We start from the raw sequence: 17,348 nt of genomic DNA, 5'->3' as shown, positions 1-17,348 counted from the left end.
TGCCGGGGCTGCTGCGCAGCCCTTTCGCGACACAAGGCCGCTCCTACAGGGATCGCGCATGCCTGTAAGCAGTGGCCAGGTTTACCTCACATGTCCAACACCCGCTCAGCCTCTGCCAACTGCTGCCCCCGAACCGTGGCCACCCGATGGTCTCGCGCCAGCAAGGCATAGATCGTCGGCAGCACAAACAGGGTAAACAAGGTCCCCACCAGCATCCCGCACACGATCACCACCCCCAGGCCAAAACGGCTGTTGGCCCCGGCGCCGCTGGCGAACAGCAGCGGCAGCACGCCGAAGGTCATCGCCGCCGTGGTCATCAGCACCGGCCGCAGGCGTATCTGCGCGGCGCGGACGATGGCGGTGGCACGGTCGAGGTTGTCACGCACCTGGATCTCGTTGGCGAACTCCACCATCAGGATGCCGTGCTTGCTGATCAGGCCGATCAGGGTCACCAGGCCGATCTGCGTGTAGATGTTCAGCGTGGCCCAGCCCAGCGCCAGCGGCAGCAACGCACCGCAGATCGACAGCGGCACGGTCACCAGGATGATCAGCGGGTCCACCAGGCTTTCGTACTGCGCGGCCAGCACCAGGTAGATCACCACCAGGGCGGCGAGAAACGCCCACATCAGGGCAAAGCCCTCCTGCACGTACTGGCGCGACTCCGATTGCCAGTCATGGCTGAAGCCAGGTGGCAGTTCGGCGGCAAGCTGTTCGAGAAATGCCACGGCATTACCCATCGACACACCGGGCGCCGGGATCGCCTGCAGGGTACTGGCGTTCTGCTGGTCGAACTGCAGCAAGCGGTTGGGCGCCACTTCGATGTCCAGGTGCACCACCGTGGCCAGCGGCACCAGGGTGCCGTTTTCGGCGCGCACGTACTGGCGGTTCAGCGCTGCCGGCGTCAGGCGCTGGTCCTGGATGCTTTGCGGGATCACGTCGTAGGAGCGCCCGAACAGGGCGAAGCGGTTGAGGTACTGTTCACCCACCAGCACACCCAGCGACTCGCCGATGGCCTGCATGCTGATGCCCAGGCTGGCCGCCTTGGCGCGGTCGATGCGCACCTTGACCACCGGGTTGTTGTAGTCGAGGTCGCTGTCCACCACGCTGAACAGGCCGCTGTCGCGGGCGCGCTGCTTGATCATTTCCATGGTCTGGTACAGCTCGGGGTAGTCCTGTGCGCTGCGCAACACCATCTGCACCGGCAAGCCACCGCTGGAACCCGGCAGCGAGGCCACCTGGAAGGCGAAGATGCTGCTGCCCTCGATGTCCGCCACGGCCTGCTGCAACTGCGCCTGCACCTGCGCGGCGGAACGCTCGCGGGCCTGCCAGGCGCTGAGGTTGATGCCGCCGAAACTGGCGGCCGGGCCGTCGGTACCGTTGATGATCCAGGTGTCGGTGGTTTCGGCGAGGGACTTCATCACCTGGTCCAGCTTCAGGGCAAAGCGCTCCACATAATCCAGGCTGGCATGCTGCGGCGACTTGATGGCCGTCAGCACCGCCGCCTGGTCCTCGGGCGGGGCCAGTTCGCGCTGCGGCAGCAGGTACAGCCAAGGCAGGCTCAGGCACACCACAAGCGCCACACCACCACTGATCCAGCGATGCGACAGGGTGTAGGCGAGCACTCGCCCATAGGCCCCGGTCAGCATGCCGAACAGGCGGTCGGCCATGTTGGCCATGGCGCCATGCTGCTGGCCGGGTTGCAACAACAGCGAACTCATCACCGGCGACAGGGTGAGCGCGACGATGCCGGACACGATCACCGCCCCAGCCAGGGTCAGGGCAAACTCACGGAACAGCGTGCCGGTCAGCCCGCCCATCAAGCCGATCGGCGCGTATACGGCGGCCAGGGTCAGGGTCATGGCGATCACCGGCCCGGCGATTTCCCGCGCCCCGGCCAGCGCCGCGGCAATCGGCGACTTGCCCTCTTCGATATGACGGTGCACGTTCTCCACCACCACGATGGCATCGTCCACCACCAGGCCGATGGCCAGCACCATCGCCAGCAAGGTCAGCAGGTTCAGGCTGAAGCCGAACAGCAGCATCAGGCCCGCCGCACCGAGCATCGACAGCGGGATGGCCACCACCGCGATCACCACGCTGCGTAGTGAGCCCAGGCACAGCCAGATGACCAGCACCACGATCACCATGGCCTCCACCAGCGTGCGCAGCACCTCGTCGATCGAGGCGTCGATGAAGCGTGCGGTCTCGTAGGCCAGCGCCACCTCCACCCCGGGTGGCAGGGTCTGGCGGATCTGCGGCAGCAGCTGGCGAATACCCTCGACGATCACCAGCGGGTTGCCGGTCGGGGTGGGGAACAGCCCCAGGTGCACGGCGGGCTTGCCGTCCATGGTGGCGCTGGTCTGGGTGGCCGCCGCGCTCAGCTCGACGGTGCCGACATCGCGCAGGCGCACCAGGTCGGTGCCATCGTTGCGGATGATCAGCTCGCGGAAGTCCTCGACCCGGGTCAGGTCGGTGTCCACCTGGATATCGGCCAGCACGTACTGCCCACGCACCTGCCCCGGCGTCGCCTGGTAGTTGTTGGCACGCACCGCCTGTGCCACGTCGGCAGCCGTCACCCCGCGCCCGGCCATCTGTTCGCTGTCCAGCCAAAGGCGCATGGCCAGGCGCTGCCCGCCGAACGACTGCACCTTGGCCACACCGTCGATGCCGGAGAACTGCGGTTCCACCACCCGCGACAGGTAATCGCTCAGTTCGGGTATCGACAAGGTTTCGCTGGCAAAGCCCACGTAGGCCACCGCCGTGGAGTCACCTGCCGACAGCTCCACCACCGGGTCGTAGGCCTTTTCCGGCAGGCGATAGCGCACCTGGTTGACCTTGGCCATGGTCTCGGCAAGCGCCTGGGTCGAATCGCGGTTGAGCACCATGCGCAAGGTGATCAGGCTGCGCCCCTGCTGCGACGACGAGGACAGGTAGTCGATGCCTTCGACCGACGACACCGCCTGGGTGATCGGCTGGGTCACGAAGCCTTGCATCAGCTCGGCAGAGGCGCCCGGGTACTCGGTGCTGATGGTGATGGTGGAAGTTTCCAGCAGCGGGTACTGGCGGATCGGCAGCTTGCCCATGGCAAACAGCCCCAACAGGATGATCAGGCTGCTGACCACCAGCGCCAGCACCGGGCGGCGGACAAAGAGGTCGGTGAACTTCACGATTGCCGCCCTCCCTGGCTGGCCTGCAGGCTGTCCTGAGCCACTGGCTCGACCGGCATGCCGTCGCTCAGTTTCAACTGGCCGGAAACCACCACCTGGTCACCGGGTGCCAGGCCTGAGGTGATCTCCACCCGCCCCTGCCAGCGCTCACCGGTAGTCACCCGCACCCGGCTGACCCGGGTGCCCTGTTCAGGGTCCCGGGTAGCGACGAACACCGTCTGCCCGTAGGCGGTGTAGGTGATCGCGGTTTCCGGCACGGCCAGCACGCTTGACGGCTGCGCGGCATCCAGGCGCACGCCGGCGTACATACCCGGCTGCAACTGCCCGCCCGGGTTCGGCAAGGCCGCCTGCACCTGCACCAGGCGCGCCTTGCTCACCACCGGGTCCACCGCGACCACCCGGGCCTGGAAGTCCTGCCCGCGCACCGCATCCACCGTCAGCGCCAGCAGTTGCCCCACGTGCACTTCGGGGGCGGCTTGTTCGCCCAAGGAAAAATTGACGTGCAGCTGGCTGATGTCGGCCAGGCTGGCGATGGTCTCACCGGCACTCAGGTACTGGCCCTGATGCACCCGGCGAATGCCGAGCTTGCCGGCAAACGGCGCGCGAATTGCCTTCTGCGCGATCAGCGCCTCGACATGCTGCAGCTCACCACTGGCCACGTCCACGGCGGTGGCCGCATTGTCGAGCAGCTCCTGTGACACGGCGTTCACCGCGCGCAGCTTGCGGCTGCGCTGCAGCACCACTTCGGCATTGCGCAGCCTGGCGCGCAACTGCACGCGCTGGGCCTGCTCCGGGGCATCGTTCAGCTGTACCAGCAATTGCCCTGCACTCACCAATTGCCCCGACTCGAAGGCGATGCGGGTGATGCGCCCCGCCGTCTCGGCCGCCACCTGTACCTGGTTGACCGCCTCCAGCTCCCCCGAAGCAAAGTTCTGCCGTGCCAGGTGCACTTGCTCGGCCGTGGCCAGCGCCACCTTGGTCGCCGGCCATGCCGCCGCAGCCGGCGGCGCCGAGCCACTGCCGACCAATGCATAGGCAGCGGCCAGCACACCTGCAACAGCGCCAGCCCAGGCCAGTAACGTCCTTTTGTTCATGCAGTGCTCCGATCATCAGGGAAAGCGGTTGCGGGGAAGATCGGGCAGGACTATAAGAGCTCGAGTTAACTTGAGGTCAACAGGCATGGCAGCGGACAACACACGGATGCTAACGGTAGGGGAAGTGGCCAAACGCAGCGGCGTGGCGGTTTCTGCGCTGCACTTCTACGAGACCAAGGGGCTGATCGCCAGCGTCCGTACGGCGGGTAACCAGCGCCGCTATCCTTCACTGGTTCTGCGCACGCTGGCCATCATCAAGGTGGCGCAGCGCACGGGTATTCCGCTTGACGAGATAAAGCAGGCCTTCAGCCGCTATGCGCCCAACAGCAAGCTCACGGCAGCGCAATGGGGCGAGATGTCGACCGCCTGGCGCGAAGACCTGAACGCCCGCATTCGTACTCTGGAAGCGTTGCGCGACAGCCTGGACAACTGCATTGGCTGCGGCTGCCTGTCGCTGGAGGAATGCCCGCTGCGCAACCCCGAGGATGTGCTGGGCAAGGAAGGTACCGGGGCGCGGATTCTGGAGAAAAAGGCCCGATAGCCCGTCACCGGGTTTATCCACGCATCGCGTACCCTGTAGGAGCGGCCTTGTGTCGCGAAAGGGCTGCAGAGCAGCCCCAGCAATTTATGCATTTCGGCTGAGGTCCTGGGGCTGCTCCGCAGCCCGTTCGCGACACAAGGCCGCTCCTACAAGGGACCGCCTGCCCCATAAAGTTCAGTCGCCTTTGCCCAACACATACCGGTCAAAATGCTCGATGTGCTCGTCCAGGTTGTCCTCGAGCATCATCCGGTACTGCTCGCAGAAATACTTCAACAACTCCTCCCGCGCGGCAGCCAGTTCCGCACTGGTCTTGAAACTGCGGGCGCTCATCCAGGCATTGAAGCGCGAGGCGCCGAAGGTCAGTGAGGCGCTGACCTTGCCCAGGTCTTCGATTTTCTCGATCTGCTGGTTCGCCAGTTCGATATGCGCATCCGCGCGGTCATAAAAAGCCTGATCTGTAGCTTGTGTCATTGCGGTTTACCTTGCTGCAGCATTCAAGTTGAGTACCCGCGAAAAATTGTACCCCGTACGCGTGAACCTGTATTGAGCCGCACAGTCTTAGCCGAGCCCTTAATTCGGCCTTGCCGCCGCCATTCACCAGAGCCATTCACCCCATGCGCCACGCAGTCCGTCGCTCCCCCTTTGTCTCGCTCTGCCTCATTCCTTTTTTCCACCTGTTCGCCAACCCCGCCCATGCCAGCGGGGAAAGGCAACTGGTGGCAGCCATCAACGACTATCGCACCCAGCCACAACGCTGCGAGCGGCGCATTATCCGGGGCTCGACGCCGCTGGTGCTGAAGCCGAAACTGGCGTTGCCGGTCGGCTACGGCGGGGCATTGCGGGAAGGATTGAAGGCTGCGGGGTATCAGGCGGTGAAGGTGCGGGCCATCCGTCTGGTCGGCGCACAAGATGCCGAGGAGGCCTTCGACATGCTGCGCAGCGACTACTGCACGGCCCTGCTCGATAGCCAATATGCCGATATCGGCGTCAGTCGCTCACGCAACGAGTGGCGGGTGCTGCTGGCTCGGCCCCTGCTCGATGCCCAGCTCGGCGATGGGCGATCGGCAAGCAAAGCGTTGCTGGCACAGGTGAACGCTGCACGGGCGAAACCACGCCTGTGTGGTCGCAAGCGCTTTGCCGCTGCACGCCCGCTAGCCTGGAACACCGCCCTGGGAACGGCGGCGCAGCGACACAGCCGGGCGATGGCCAACGATAATTTCTTCGCGCACCGCGACCTCGACGGTGATCTACCCGCGGATCGGGCATGGGATGCCGGCTACCGTGGGCGGCAGATCGGCGAGAACATTGCCGCAGGCCAAGGGTCACCGAGCAAGGCGATGGCAGGCTGGCTGGCCAGCCCCGGGCATTGCGCCAACCTGATGAACCCGATGTTTACCCAGGTGGGTGCGGCCTTTGCCGAGAACTCGCGTAGCGATAACGGCGTGTACTGGACGATGCTGTTCGGCGCGCCTTGACTGACTCAGGCTGCAGACCCCGAACGAGCCGCCGTTCAGACTTGCAGGCCACCCCGCGGCCAGCCGCAGACGCCGGGGCTGGCCTGACCGATGCCCTACAGCACTTCGAACAGCCCTGCCGCGCCCATCCCGCCGCCAACACACATGGTCACCACCACGTACTTCACCCCGCGCCGCCTGCCCTCCAGAAGCGCATGCCCGACCATCCGTGCACCGCTCATGCCGTAGGGGTGGCCGATGGCAATGGCACCGCCATTGACGTTCAGCTTCGCAGGGTCTATCTGCAAACGCTGGGCACAGTACAGTACCTGGCAGGCGAACGCTTCGTTCAGCTCCCACAGACCGATGTCGTCCACGTTCAGGCCGTGCTGGTGCAGCAACCTGGGCACCGCCAGCACCGGGCCGATACCCATTTCCTCAGGAGCCAGACCGGCCACGGCGATACCACGATACAGCCCCAGCGGCGCCTTGCCCGACCTTGCGGCCAGTGCGCCTTCCATCAGCACGCAGGCACTGGCGCCATCAGACAGCTGGCTGGCATTGCCGGCCGTCACGCAGCCGCCTTCGACAACTGGCTTCAGCCCTTGCAGGTCTGCCAGGGTGGTCGCCGGCCGGTTACCTTCGTCCTGGCTGAGGCAGACTTCCTCATGGCTCACCGCACCGGACAGCTTGTCGACCACCTTCCTGCGTGCCGAGACGGGCACGATTTCATCGGCAAACAACCCCGCCGCCTGCGCCGCTGCAGTGCGTTGCTGCGACTGCAAGGCGTAGGCGTCCTGCGCTTCCCGGCTGATGCCATAGCGGCGGGCGACAAACTCGGCGGTTTGCAGCATCGGCATGTAGGCGTGTTCGCTCATCCGCAGCACGGCAGGGTCATAGGCCTCGCTGGCCAGCTGGTTGTGCACCTGCTGGACCAGGCTGATCTGCTCCTGGCCGGCGCCGATGGTCACCTGCATACCATCGACAATGATCTGCTTGGCCGCTGTAGCGATGGCCATCAGGCCCGACGCACACTGGCGGTCGAGGGTCTGCCCGCTGACCGATTGCGGCAAGCCGGCAGCCAGCGCCGACAGTCGGCCAGGGTTGATCGCGGCGGTACCACTCTGCATGGCGGTACCCAGCACCAGATCCTCCACCTGCGCCGGCTCGATACCAGCCCGCTCGACGGCTGCCCGAATGGCGACGGCAGTCATGCTGGGGGTTTTCAGGTCGTTGAAGGCGCCACGCATGGCTTTGCCGATGGGTGTGCGGGCAGTGGCTACGATCACGGCGTCTTTCATGGTCGAAATTCCTCGGGGAGTAAAGGCTGCAGTTCGCTCAACACCTGCCGCAAGCGGGCAGGCACCGGGACCGGGCGTCGGCCCTGCCGGTCGACGAATACATGGACGAAGCGTCCGGTGGCGCAAGCCAGGGATTGGCCCTGGATGAATACGGCCAACTGGTACTGCACCGAGGTGTTGCCCAGCCGGCTTACCGCCAGGCCCACCTCGATGCCCTGCGGAAACGCTACAGGCGACTGGTAGTCGCAGGCCGAACTGACCACCAGCGCAATCACCGCGCCATGGTGGATATCCAGTCCGCCCTGCTCGATCAGCAGGCGGTTCACGGCGCTGTCGAAAAAGCCGTAATAGACCACGTTGTTCACGTGCCCGTAGGCGTCATTGTCATGCCAGCGGGTGGCGATTGGCGTGTAGTGCCGGTAGTAGTCACGTTGCCGATGCACACTCATCAGTAGGCAGCCTCGTAGATGGCCAGTGCATCGGCCTGGGTGACTTCACGCGGGTTGTTGACCAGCAGGCGCTGCTGTTGCATGGCATCTTCTGCCAGTTGCGGCAGGCGATGGCGCGGAACATCGGCATCACGCAGCCGCCCAGGCAAACCGCAGCGGGCGCCCAGCGCGGCCAGTTCCTCGACGAACTGATCAGCCTGCCGGTACAGGTCGCCAGGCTGCAACCGTGCGCCCAACAGGGGCACCGCCAGCTGGGCATAGTCCGTCACCGTCACGGGCAGGTTGAAACGCAGCACATGCGGCAACACCAATGCATTGGACAGGCCATGGGGAATGTGGAAGTGCCCACCCAACGGATAAGCCAGCGCGTGCACCGCCGCCACCGGGGCATTGGCAAACGCCTGGCCGGCCAGGCAGGCGCCCAGCAGCATGGCCTGACGCGCGTCCAGATTGCCGCCATTGTGCACGGCCTGATCCAGGTTTTCCGCCAGCAGCCGCAGCGCCTCGCGCGCCAGCAGGCTCGACAGCGGGTTGCGCTTGAGGCGGCTGGTATAGGCTTCGATGGCATGCACCATGGCATCGATACCGGTTGCGGCGGTTACCGCCGGGGGCAGGCCGAGCGTGCAGACGGCATCGAGTACCGCCAGGTCCGGCAGCAGTAGCGGCGATACGATGCCCATCTTGCTGGTGGCGCCGGTGGTGACGATGGCGATCGGCGTCACCTCCGAACCGGTGCCGGCCGTGGTCGGCACCTGGATCAACGGCAGGCGTCGGCCCTTGGCCTTGTCCATGCCATAGAGTTCGGCAAGCGGCTGGTTGCAGTCGCGGTGGGCCAGCAGCGCGACCAGCTTGGCAACATCCATCGAACTGCCGCCGCCAAAGCCCACCACCAGGTCGGCACCGATATGCCGGGCCCGCTGGGTGGCTGCCAGTACACAAGCTTCGCTGGGGTCGGCGGTAACCTCGCTGAAGATCGCCACGCCGACCTTGGCCGTCGTGAATCCCGGTAGCAGATCATCGAGCATGCCCAGGCGGGCGATACCGGGGTCACTGACGATCAGCACGCGCCGTGCGCCGCGCTCGCGGCACAGAGTGGCAAGGCGCTGCACTGCGCCCGCTTCGCAGAGGATCTGCCCGGTAGTGGCAAAGCTGAAAGGCTGCATCTGGCTCTCCTTGTCGTCGTTGGCCCTGCGTCAGAAGGCGAAGTCACTCGCAGGCAGTGCCATGAGGCAATCTGCACCGCCCAGCAGGGCTTCGCGGTGCGCGGTGGCGCGGGGCAGGACGCGTCGCCAGTAGAACTGCGCCGCGTGCAGCTTGGCCCGGTAGAAACCAGTTTCGGCACTGCCGCCAGCCAGCGCCGTCTCGGCGCGCACGGCCGCCTGCAGCCAGAACGCTGCGAGCAGCACATAGGCCGAGTAAGCCAGGAAGTCCACCGAGACCGCGCCCATTTCCTGAGGGTCACGCTGGCAAGCCTCGACTACATGGCCTGCCAGCGCACGCCATTCCTCCAGACGCTGCCCGACCGCTGTCGCCATGGCATGCAGACCACCACCGACACCAGCCGCCTCGACATGCAGGGCCAGTTCATCGACCAGCAAGTTCAGCTCGGCCCCGCCGTCGCCCAGCAGCTTGCGGCGCACCAGGTCGAGAGCCTGGATGCCGTTGGTGCCTTCATAGAGCTGGGTGATGCGGCTGTCGCGCATCAACTGCTCCATGCCCCACTCGCGGATATAGCCGTGTCCGCCATATAGCTGCACGCCAAGGCTGGCGACCTCCTGCCCGACATCGGTGAAAAACGCCTTGACGATCGGGATCAGCAGTGCCGCCCGCCGGGTTGCGCCCTTGCGTGCCTGATCGCTAGCCGCTGCGTGCTCCAGGTCGAGCTGCCGGGCGGTATAGATGGCAAGCATTCGGCAGCCCTCGGTGAGGGTTTTCTGGGTCAGCAGCATGCGTCGCACATCCGGGTGGACGATGATCGGATCGGCCGGCCTGTCCGCCGCCGCCGGCCCGGTCAGCGCGCGCGATTGCAAGCGCTCGCGTGCATAGGCCAGCCCCCCCTGGAAGGCCGCTTCGGCAATGCCCAGCCCTTGCAGGCCGACTTGGAAACGGGCGTCGTTCATCATGGTAAACATGCACGCCAGGCCTTGGTTGGCCTCGCCTACCAGCCATCCCTGGGCACCGTCGAAATTCATCACGCAAGTCGAGGCGCCCTTGATGCCCATCTTGTGCTCCAGCGCGCCACAGCCCAACGCGTTGCGTTCGCCGCCCGGCAGCAGCTTGGGCACCAGGAACAGGCTGATGCCCCGCACCCCGGCCGGCGCATCGGGCAGGCGTGCAAGTACCAGATGAACGATATTGTCGGTCAGGTCCTGTTCGCCGCCACTGATGAAGATCTTGCTGCCTGTGATGCGATAGGAACCGTCGACCTGCGGCTGGGCGCGGGTGCGCAGCAAGGCCAGGTCGGTGCCGGCCTGCGGCTCGGTGAGGCACATGGTGCCGGCCCACTCGCCACTGACCATGCGCGCCAGATAGGACTGCTGCAGCGCCGGGCTGCCATGGCGATGCAGGGCCAGCACGGCACCTTCGGTGAGGCCGGAGTAGATGCGGAACGACAACGACGCGGCCATCAGCATTTCGTGGAAGCTGGCCGAGGCCATTTGCGGCAGGCCCTGCCCGCCGTAAGCCTGCGGCCCGGTCATGCTGGCCCAGCCATGGGCCACGTATTGCCGGTAGGCGTCGCGGAAACCATCGGGCGTGATGACCTCCCCATCAGCCAGCTGGCAGCCCTGCTCGTCACTGTTGCGGTTGAGGGGAGCGACTACCTCGCCGGTAAAGCGCGCGGCCTCTTCCAGTATGCCGTCGAGTGTGTCGCGGTCCAGTTCGATACCCAGCTGCTGACAATGGGCGGCAACGTCGAACAGCTCGTGCAGCACGAAGCGCATGTCGCGCAAGGGAGCCTGGTAGTTCATGCCTGAACCTCCGCCAGCTGCTCGAAACGCTTGCCGTTTGCCACCAGCGTGCAGAGTAGAGCGGCCGGGCGCCAGTGCTCGCCCAGTACGCTTTGCAGGTATTCCAGCCGAGCCAGGACGAATGCTGCACCCTGGTCATCGGCCCAGCGCATCGGGCCACCTGTGGCCGCAGGGAAGCCATAGCCGTTGAGCCACACCCGGTCGATGTCGGCGCTGCTGGCAGCGATGCCTTCCTGCAGAATCTTCGCGCCCTCGTTGACCAGCGCCAGCAGGCAGCGCTCGACGATTTCCTCGGCGCTGATGCCCCGGCGTCGGTAACCCAGGTCGTTGGAAATCTTGAGCACCAGGGCGTCGACCTCGGGGTCATGCTCGGCCTGGCGGCTGCCAGGTGCATAACGGTAATAGCCCTTCCCTGTCTTCTGACCCAGCCGGCCCAGATCACACAGCGCATTATCCACTTGCACCAGCGGATCGTGCATGCCCTGCCTGGCCAGCTGGCGGGCACGCCATTCCAGGTCGATACCGACCACGTCGTACATGCGGAACGGGCCCATGGCAAAACCGAACTGTTGCAGCACCGCATCCACCTGGTGCGGCAGCGCGCCTTCGAGCAGCAACTTGCGCGCTTCGGCCACATAACTGCGCAGCATGCGGTTGCCGATGAAACCGGGGCAGTTGCCGGCCACTACCGCCACCTTGCCCAGGCGCTCGCCCAGCGCCAGGGCGGTATGGAGCACCGCCTGGCCGGTGTGCGCGCCGCGCACTATCTCGAGCAGCTTCATGACATGCGCGGGGCTGAAGAAATGCAGGCCCAGTACGTGCGACGGTCGCCGGGTCACCGCCGCGATCGCGTCGATGTCCAGCGCCGAGGTATTGCTGGCCAGGATCGCCTCCGGTTTGAGGTGCTGGTCCAGGGCCCGGAAGATTTCCTGTTTGAGTTCAAGGCTTTCATACACTGCCTCGATCACCAGATCGGCCTGGGCCAGCGCGGCGTAGCCATCCACCGCCTGCACTCGCGCCAGGCAGGCTTCAGCCTCGGTCTGGGTGACACGCTGCTTCTCCACCTGCTGAGTCCAGGCCTGGCTGACCATGCTCAGGCCAGCGTCCAGGGCTGATGCGTTGCTGTCGAGCCACAGCACCGACAGCCCGGCACTGGCGAGGCTGATGACAATGCCGCGGCCCATGGTACCTGCGCCTATCACGGCCACCTGGTTGATCGGAAAGGGGGTATTCACGCGCAACGCTCCTGCTTGTTGTAGGTATGAGGACAGGCATCACCCTAAGCAGGCCGCAGGTATTTTTGAAATTTCAATTTCGTATGCCATATATTCTGCCCATGAATATTTCCAACTTCGATCTGAACCTGCTGCGGGTCTTCGACATGTTGCTGCGCGAGCAGAACGTCTCACGGGCGGCTGAACGCCTGGCCCTGACCCAGCCCACTGTCAGCAACGCCCTGGCGCGGCTGCGCGACCAGCTGGGCGACCCGCTGCTGGTTCGTGTGGGCCGGCGCATGCGCCCTACGCCACGGGCGTTGGCGCTGGAAGGGCCGATTCGAGCGGCGCTGCAACAAATCGAGCAGACCCTGGCCACTGGCGATGCCTTCGAGCCACGGCGCAGCCACCGTCAGCTGCGCATCGCCCTCACCGACTTCGTCGAACAGTTGTGCATGCCACCGCTGCTGGCACGTCTGCAGGTTCTGGCCCCGCACCTGCGCATCGATGTGGTGCACCTGGCTCCCAACCTGCCGGCCGACGCGCTGGACCGCGGCGACCTCGACCTGGTGCTGGGGCGCTTCGATGAGGTGCCGGCACGTTTCAGCCGCCGCCCTTGGAGGCGTGAAACCCTGCAAGTCGCGCTGCGCCAGAAGCATCCGCAACTGGCGCCGGACCAGGCACTGGATCTTCAGGCGTTTCTTGGTTTGCGGCACATCTGGGTACACGGTGGCCAGACCCGCGGCATGGTCGACCAATGGCTGGCCGAACAAGGCCTGACCCGGAAAATTGCCTACACCACCCCCAACTACCTTCAAGCAGCGCATCTGGCCGCCGCCACCGAGATGTGCGTGGTGCTGCCGCGGCAACTTGCGCAGCAGTTCGCCAAGTTGCTGCCCTTGGCGGTGCACGAACTGCCCTTCGCCCTGGAGCCGTTCGAGCTGGAACTGGTGTACCTGACCCATCGTCGGCACGACCCCGCCCTGGCCTGGCTGGTGGAGCAGATCATGGAGCTTCCGCCTGCCTGAGGCCATCAGCAAATGCGATGGCAACCATGCCGCTCTGGTATTGGCTGGTGCCCGAACCCGTCCCCTACAGTGGTCCGCCACCATAACAACAAGGACACACCATGCGCTTCCCACTGTCGATGCTGGCGCTCGCCCTGCTGGCGCCCCTCCCGAGCCTGGCCACTACGGCGGCAAAGGATGCCACCCCGGCCACCCAGGCCAGCAACCAGCAATGGCTGCAACGCCTGCCTTTCGATGACCACGGGGATTTCGAAGCGGCCCGGCGCGGGCTGCTTGAACGCTTCGACGGGCCGGTCGCGACCGCCGATGGCAAGACTGTGTGGGACCTGGGTCAGTATCGTTTTCTCGACCCGACGCAGGCCCCGGCCACGGTAAACCCGAGCCTGTGGCGCATCGCCCAGCTGAACACCATCGCCGGCCTGTTCAAGGTCACCGAAGGCATCTACCAGGTCCGCGGCCTGGACTTGGCCAACATGACCATCGTTGAAGGCCAGGACGGGCTGATCGTGCTCGATCCGCTGCTGGCCGTCGAAACCGCCAGGGCCGGCCTCGAACTGTATTTTCGGCACCGCCCGCGCAAACCGGTGACCACGCTGATCTACACCCACCCGCACATCGACCATTTCGGCGGCGCGCGCGGAGTGATCGACGAGGCGGACGTAAAGGCCGGCAAGGTCCAGGTCATTGCACCCGAAGGCTTCTTCGAGCATGCCATCGGCGAAAACGTGCTGGCCGGCCCGGCCATGAAGCGCCGCGCCCAGTACATGTACGGTGCCCCCCTGCCCCGCGGGCCACGCGGCCAGGTGGATGCCGGTCTGGGCAAAGGGGTGCCGGCCAACGCCACCGTCAGCCTGATAGCGCCGACGCTGGAAATCAGCCAGCCGCTGCAACGCATGACCCTCAGCGGCGTGGAGGTAGAGTTCCAGTTGACCCCTGGCACCGAAGCGCCAGCGGAGATGAACATCTACTTCCCTGGGCTCAAGGCTCTGTGCATGGCCGAGAACGCCACCCACGTACAGCACAATGTGCTGACCCTGCGCGGTGCGCTTGTACGCGACCCGAAAGTCTGGGCGCACTACCTGGACCAATCGCTGTTGCGTTACGGCGACCAGGCCGAGGTAGTGTTCGCCCAGCATCACTGGCCGACCTGGGGCGGGCCGGCAATCCGCGAGTACCTGGCCGACCAGCGCGACATGTATGCCTTCATCGATAGCCAGACCTTGCGCCTGATCAACCAGGGCCAGACACCAATGGAAATCGCCCAGAGCCTGGCCAACCTCCCGCCGCGCCTGGCCAGCAAGTGGTACAGCCGCGACTACTATGGCTCGCTCAGCCATAACGTACGTGCGGTCTACCAACGCTACATGGGCTTTTACGATGGCAACCCGGCCAACCTCGACCCACTGCCGCCGCAAGCTGCCGGCAAGCGCTACGTGGCGGCAATGGGTGGCGCCGATCAGGTGCTGGCCCAGGCACGCCAAGCCTTTGCCGAAGGTGACTACCGCTGGGTCGCGCAGTTGGTGAACCATCTGGTATTCGCCGAACCGGGCAATACCGCAGCGCGCGAACTGCAGGCCGATGCGCTGGAACAGCTGGGTTACCAGAGCGAGAACGCTACCTGGCGCAACGCCTACCTCAGCGGCGCCCAGGAGCTGCGCGGTGGAGTAGCCGCCTCCACCGGCAGTGGCGGCAATGCCGACGACATGGTGCGGGCACTGACCCCAAGCCTGTTCTTCGATTACCTTGGGGTACGGGTGGATGCCTTCAAGGCGGCGGAGAGCGACCTGAGCATCAACTGGCGCTTCACCGACCTGGGTGAAGACTACGCCCTGACCCTACGCAACGGCGTGCTCACCCATCGCGACCTGACTCGTCACGCCCAGGCCGATGTGCAGGTGAGCATGAGCAAACAGACGTTGGACCGCATTGCCCTGAAGCAGACCGGGTTCCTCAAGGAAGCCACGCTGGGCGAGATTTCCATCGAAGGTGAGCGGGTGAAGTTCCTGCGTTTCATGGGCGGCCTGGAGAACGCCGATTCGCGTTTCAACATCGTGACCCCTTGAGCGCCGGCGTCTTCGCCGGCAAGCCCGCTCTCACAGGTACCGCAATGGCGTCTGGATTCACATCGTACCTGTGGGAGGGGTTTCAGCCCCCGTTCGCCAACCGGTACAACCCTGCCAGCGCCATCAGGCACACTGCGCTGCCCAGTGCCACTACCGGCAGAATCGCAGGCTGACCGCGCTCGACCCGCAACATCGCCAGGCCCTCGCTGTAGCGCCGCCCCTGGCGGGTCAACAGCGCCAGCGTTGCGAAGCCGACCACTGCGGCCAGCGCCAGGTCGCCCTGGCGCAAAGCCAACCCCGCGACCGCCACCAGCGCCAACCAGGTACGCCGCCAAGCCAGTTCGGTGCGTTCGGCCTGCAAGCCCGGATCAGGCATGCCAGCGCGGCCACAACACGACAGCGGCCATCAACGCCGCGATCAGGCAACCCAGGGCCAACAGCGGCACCAGCGCCGGCAGCGGCAATGGCCGGCGCTGTCGCAAGGCACGCTCCACCCGCAGCCAGCGCAGGCAGGCGCCGGCGCTCAGCAACATGCTCAGCAACATCAGGCTGCCGACAAGCCAGAGCCGAAGCGGCGCCTGCAGGGCCTGGCCGGCAAAGGTCTCGATGGCAATGCCACCTCCCAGCAACGCCAGCGCGGTACGGATCCAGGCCAGGAACGTGCGCTCGTTGGCCAAGGTGAAGCGAGGGTCGGGCGCCTCGCCCTGCCCCATCAGACGCCGAGCCCAGTCCGGCCGTGGTTCAAACGCGTCCATCAGCGCACGCCAAAGCTGCGCAGGGCGCCGGGAGAAAAATACGAAAGGCTGGTGCGAACATTGAAGTCGAACGGGCGACGTTGCTCGTTGATCAGCCCCGACGCATGGTAGCGGCCACTCTTGAGGTCATAGGTGACTTCCATTGCGTTGACCGCCACCTCGCCGCCCGGGTGGTAGAAGCTGTGGGCCTGTGATGTACGCCACAGATGGCCGTCAGCATCGTAGCTGTCGGTTTCGAGAATGGCCCAGGTGTCTTCGTCCACATAGAAGCGTCGCTTGGCATAGATGTGCTGTGCGCCGGGCTTCAGCGTCGCCTCCACCACCCACACCCGGTGCAGCTCGTAGCGTGTAGGTGCCGGATTGACATGACCAGGCCTGATCAGCTCGGCATAGCGCAGCTCGGGCGATGCCAGGCGGTAGCTGTTGTACGGCACGTGCAGGGCCTGCTTGCCCAGCAGCTTCCACTGGTAACGGTCGGGGGCGCCATTGAACATGTCGCGGCTGTCGGCAGTACGCAGGCCTGCGGTGCCAGGCCCCGTGGTGTCGTAGGCGATGTTCGGCGCGCGCCGCACACGCCGCTGACTGGCGCTGTAGACCCAGGACAAGCGGGGCTCGGCTACCTGGTCAAGGGTTTCGTGAACCACCATGGCATCACCGGCAAGCCGTGATGGTGCCGTCATGCGGTAGGTGAAGTAATACAACACATTGCCTGCACCCAGCCCACCCAGGCCTTCCGGGCGGGCTACATCCTGGCGCGCGCTCATCAGCACGAAGCGGCCGTTCTTGAACGGTGTGACGCTGTCGGACATCTGAATGTAACTGGCATTGCGGTGCCGGGTCAGATGGTTCCAGATCACTTCCAGCCCGTTGTCCGGCCGGGGAAACGCAATCACTCCATTGAACCCGCGCAGGCCGTTGCCCTGGTCATCCAGCTGCGCCTGCGCTGCATTGCGGGCGGCCGAGGCGGCGACGCCGGCAGGCACCGCGACACTGCGATGGGTGGGGTAGACCGGCAGCTCGAAGGTGTGCGGGAAGCGCTTGAGCAAGGCTACCTGGCCGTCGGAAAGCTGGCCCTGGTAACGCCGATAGTTGGCCGCCGTGATCCGGTACAGCGGCTGCTCGGCGGCATACGGATCCAGCGGCGTGCCGTTGTCACCCAGGCGCTGCTGGGCGACGCTCAACCCGCCTTGCCAGGCCGGGATACGGCCGTCCGGGCTGGCCGCGCGTTCGGCGCCCACAGGGGTGAGGTTGTCTGGCAGGCCTGTCGCAGCCAGCGCGCCGCTGGCCCAGAACAGGCCGATCATCACCATTCG

The 17,348-nt window shown here is 65.5% G+C and carries 15 protein-coding genes; 4 read left to right on the top strand and 11 right to left on the bottom strand.

Going from position 1 to position 17,348, the window contains the following annotated elements; genetic code table 11:
• Positions 1-86 precede the first annotated feature (86 nt).
• Entirely contained in the window at positions 87-3,167 is a 3,081-nt protein-coding gene (locus AC2T3R_RS07955; protein WP_486744900.1) for a MexW/MexI family multidrug efflux RND transporter permease subunit, read from the bottom strand.
• The gene (locus AC2T3R_RS07950) at positions 3,164-4,261 is read right to left on the bottom strand and encodes an efflux RND transporter periplasmic adaptor subunit (protein WP_486744899.1); all 1,098 of its coding nucleotides are present in this window, start codon (positions 4,259-4,261) and stop codon (positions 3,164-3,166) included. Before AC2T3R_RS07950 ends, AC2T3R_RS07955 begins: the two co-directional genes overlap by 4 nt.
• A gap of 85 nt (positions 4,262-4,346) precedes the next feature.
• Between AC2T3R_RS07950 and soxR the strand changes: the two genes are divergently transcribed.
• Positions 4,347-4,802, top strand: a complete 456-nt coding sequence (soxR, locus tag AC2T3R_RS07945) for a redox-sensitive transcriptional activator SoxR (RefSeq protein WP_486744898.1) — start codon at positions 4,347-4,349, stop codon at positions 4,800-4,802.
• A 174-nt stretch (positions 4,803-4,976) separates the two neighbouring features.
• Here the strand turns inward: soxR and AC2T3R_RS07940 are convergent, their stop codons facing one another.
• Entirely contained in the window at positions 4,977-5,273 is a 297-nt protein-coding gene (locus AC2T3R_RS07940) for a DUF3144 domain-containing protein (protein ID WP_015269483.1), read from the bottom strand.
• 143 nt (positions 5,274-5,416) lie between these two features.
• Here AC2T3R_RS07940 and AC2T3R_RS07935 point away from each other — a divergent pair, with 143 nt between their 5' ends.
• Positions 5,417-6,277 (top strand): CAP domain-containing protein, encoded by an 861-nt coding sequence (locus tag AC2T3R_RS07935; RefSeq protein WP_054573336.1) that lies wholly within the window; start codon positions 5,417-5,419, stop codon positions 6,275-6,277.
• Positions 6,278-6,372: 95 nt separating this feature from the next.
• Here AC2T3R_RS07935 and AC2T3R_RS07930 read toward each other — a convergent pair whose 3' ends face one another.
• The 5 genes from AC2T3R_RS07930 to AC2T3R_RS07910 are packed head-to-tail and all read right to left on the bottom strand — an operon-like array spanning position 6,373 to position 12,210.
• Positions 6,373-7,557, bottom strand: a complete 1,185-nt coding sequence (locus tag AC2T3R_RS07930; protein ID WP_023663031.1) for an acetyl-CoA C-acyltransferase — start codon at positions 7,555-7,557, stop codon at positions 6,373-6,375.
• Positions 7,554-8,006, bottom strand: coding sequence for an acyl-CoA thioesterase (locus AC2T3R_RS07925; RefSeq protein WP_003260181.1), 453 nt, complete (start codon positions 8,004-8,006; stop codon positions 7,554-7,556). The genes AC2T3R_RS07930 and AC2T3R_RS07925 overlap by 4 nt, the downstream gene beginning before the upstream one ends.
• Positions 8,006-9,169 carry an iron-containing alcohol dehydrogenase gene (locus tag AC2T3R_RS07920; protein WP_031325707.1) on the bottom strand — a complete coding sequence of 388 codons (1,164 nt, stop codon included), beginning with the start codon at positions 9,167-9,169 and terminating at the stop codon, positions 8,006-8,008. The genes AC2T3R_RS07925 and AC2T3R_RS07920 overlap by 1 nt, the downstream gene beginning before the upstream one ends.
• Before the next feature lie 30 nt (positions 9,170-9,199).
• A complete protein-coding gene (locus AC2T3R_RS07915) occupies positions 9,200-10,975 on the bottom strand; it encodes an acyl-CoA dehydrogenase C-terminal domain-containing protein (protein WP_486744897.1) in 1,776 nt (591 codons plus the stop codon).
• Entirely contained in the window at positions 10,972-12,210 is a 1,239-nt protein-coding gene (locus AC2T3R_RS07910; RefSeq protein ID WP_486744896.1) for a 3-hydroxyacyl-CoA dehydrogenase, read from the bottom strand. The genes AC2T3R_RS07915 and AC2T3R_RS07910 overlap by 4 nt, the downstream gene beginning before the upstream one ends.
• An 83-nt stretch (positions 12,211-12,293) precedes the next feature.
• Between AC2T3R_RS07910 and AC2T3R_RS07905 the strand changes: the two genes are divergently transcribed.
• Together AC2T3R_RS07905 and AC2T3R_RS07900 are read left to right on the top strand one after the other, a co-directional pair.
• Positions 12,294-13,217, top strand: coding sequence for a LysR family transcriptional regulator (locus AC2T3R_RS07905; protein ID WP_486744895.1), 924 nt, complete (start codon positions 12,294-12,296; stop codon positions 13,215-13,217).
• A gap of 101 nt (positions 13,218-13,318) precedes the next feature.
• Positions 13,319-15,280 (top strand): alkyl/aryl-sulfatase, encoded by a 1,962-nt coding sequence (locus AC2T3R_RS07900; RefSeq protein ID WP_486744894.1) that lies wholly within the window; start codon positions 13,319-13,321, stop codon positions 15,278-15,280.
• A gap of 82 nt (positions 15,281-15,362) precedes the next feature.
• On the opposite strand, the gene AC2T3R_RS07895 is transcribed toward AC2T3R_RS07900, so the two are convergent.
• Genes AC2T3R_RS07895 through AC2T3R_RS07885 form a run of 3 tightly spaced genes read right to left on the bottom strand, consistent with a single transcriptional unit; the run spans position 15,363 to position 17,345 of the window.
• Positions 15,363-15,656 (bottom strand): DUF202 domain-containing protein, encoded by a 294-nt coding sequence (locus AC2T3R_RS07895; RefSeq protein WP_486744893.1) that lies wholly within the window; start codon positions 15,654-15,656, stop codon positions 15,363-15,365.
• The gene (locus AC2T3R_RS07890) at positions 15,649-16,035 is read right to left on the bottom strand and encodes a YidH family protein (RefSeq protein WP_486744892.1); all 387 of its coding nucleotides are present in this window, start codon (positions 16,033-16,035) and stop codon (positions 15,649-15,651) included. Before AC2T3R_RS07890 ends, AC2T3R_RS07895 begins: the two co-directional genes overlap by 8 nt.
• Entirely contained in the window at positions 16,035-17,345 is a 1,311-nt protein-coding gene (locus AC2T3R_RS07885; protein ID WP_486745267.1) for a DUF1329 domain-containing protein, read from the bottom strand. Before AC2T3R_RS07885 ends, AC2T3R_RS07890 begins: the two co-directional genes overlap by 1 nt.
• Positions 17,346-17,348: the final 3 nt, after the last annotated feature.

The organism is Pseudomonas sp. PVC-5-1, from assembly GCF_057444345.1.
This window is presented reverse-complemented; position numbering and strand designations above follow the sequence as displayed.

Coding starts and splice junctions, on each gene's coding strand:
- AC2T3R_RS07895 (WP_486744893.1), bottom strand. CDS start 15,656: ATGCCTGATCCGGGCTTGCAGGCCGAACGCACCGAACTGGCTTGGCGG.
- soxR (WP_486744898.1), top strand. CDS start 4,347: ATGGCAGCGGACAACACACGGATGCTAACGGTAGGGGAAGTGGCCAAA.
- AC2T3R_RS07920 (WP_031325707.1), bottom strand. CDS start 9,169: ATGCAGCCTTTCAGCTTTGCCACTACCGGGCAGATCCTCTGCGAAGCG.
- AC2T3R_RS07935 (WP_054573336.1), top strand. CDS start 5,417: ATGCGCCACGCAGTCCGTCGCTCCCCCTTTGTCTCGCTCTGCCTCATT.
- AC2T3R_RS07885 (WP_486745267.1), bottom strand. CDS start 17,345: ATGGTGATGATCGGCCTGTTCTGGGCCAGCGGCGCGCTGGCTGCGACA.
- AC2T3R_RS07950 (WP_486744899.1), bottom strand. CDS start 4,261: ATGAACAAAAGGACGTTACTGGCCTGGGCTGGCGCTGTTGCAGGTGTG.
- AC2T3R_RS07915 (WP_486744897.1), bottom strand. CDS start 10,975: ATGAACTACCAGGCTCCCTTGCGCGACATGCGCTTCGTGCTGCACGAG.
- AC2T3R_RS07940 (WP_015269483.1), bottom strand. CDS start 5,273: ATGACACAAGCTACAGATCAGGCTTTTTATGACCGCGCGGATGCGCAT.
- AC2T3R_RS07930 (WP_023663031.1), bottom strand. CDS start 7,557: ATGAAAGACGCCGTGATCGTAGCCACTGCCCGCACACCCATCGGCAAA.
- AC2T3R_RS07925 (WP_003260181.1), bottom strand. CDS start 8,006: ATGAGTGTGCATCGGCAACGTGACTACTACCGGCACTACACGCCAATC.
- AC2T3R_RS07890 (WP_486744892.1), bottom strand. CDS start 16,035: ATGGACGCGTTTGAACCACGGCCGGACTGGGCTCGGCGTCTGATGGGG.
- AC2T3R_RS07900 (WP_486744894.1), top strand. CDS start 13,319: ATGCGCTTCCCACTGTCGATGCTGGCGCTCGCCCTGCTGGCGCCCCTC.
- AC2T3R_RS07905 (WP_486744895.1), top strand. CDS start 12,294: ATGCCATATATTCTGCCCATGAATATTTCCAACTTCGATCTGAACCTG.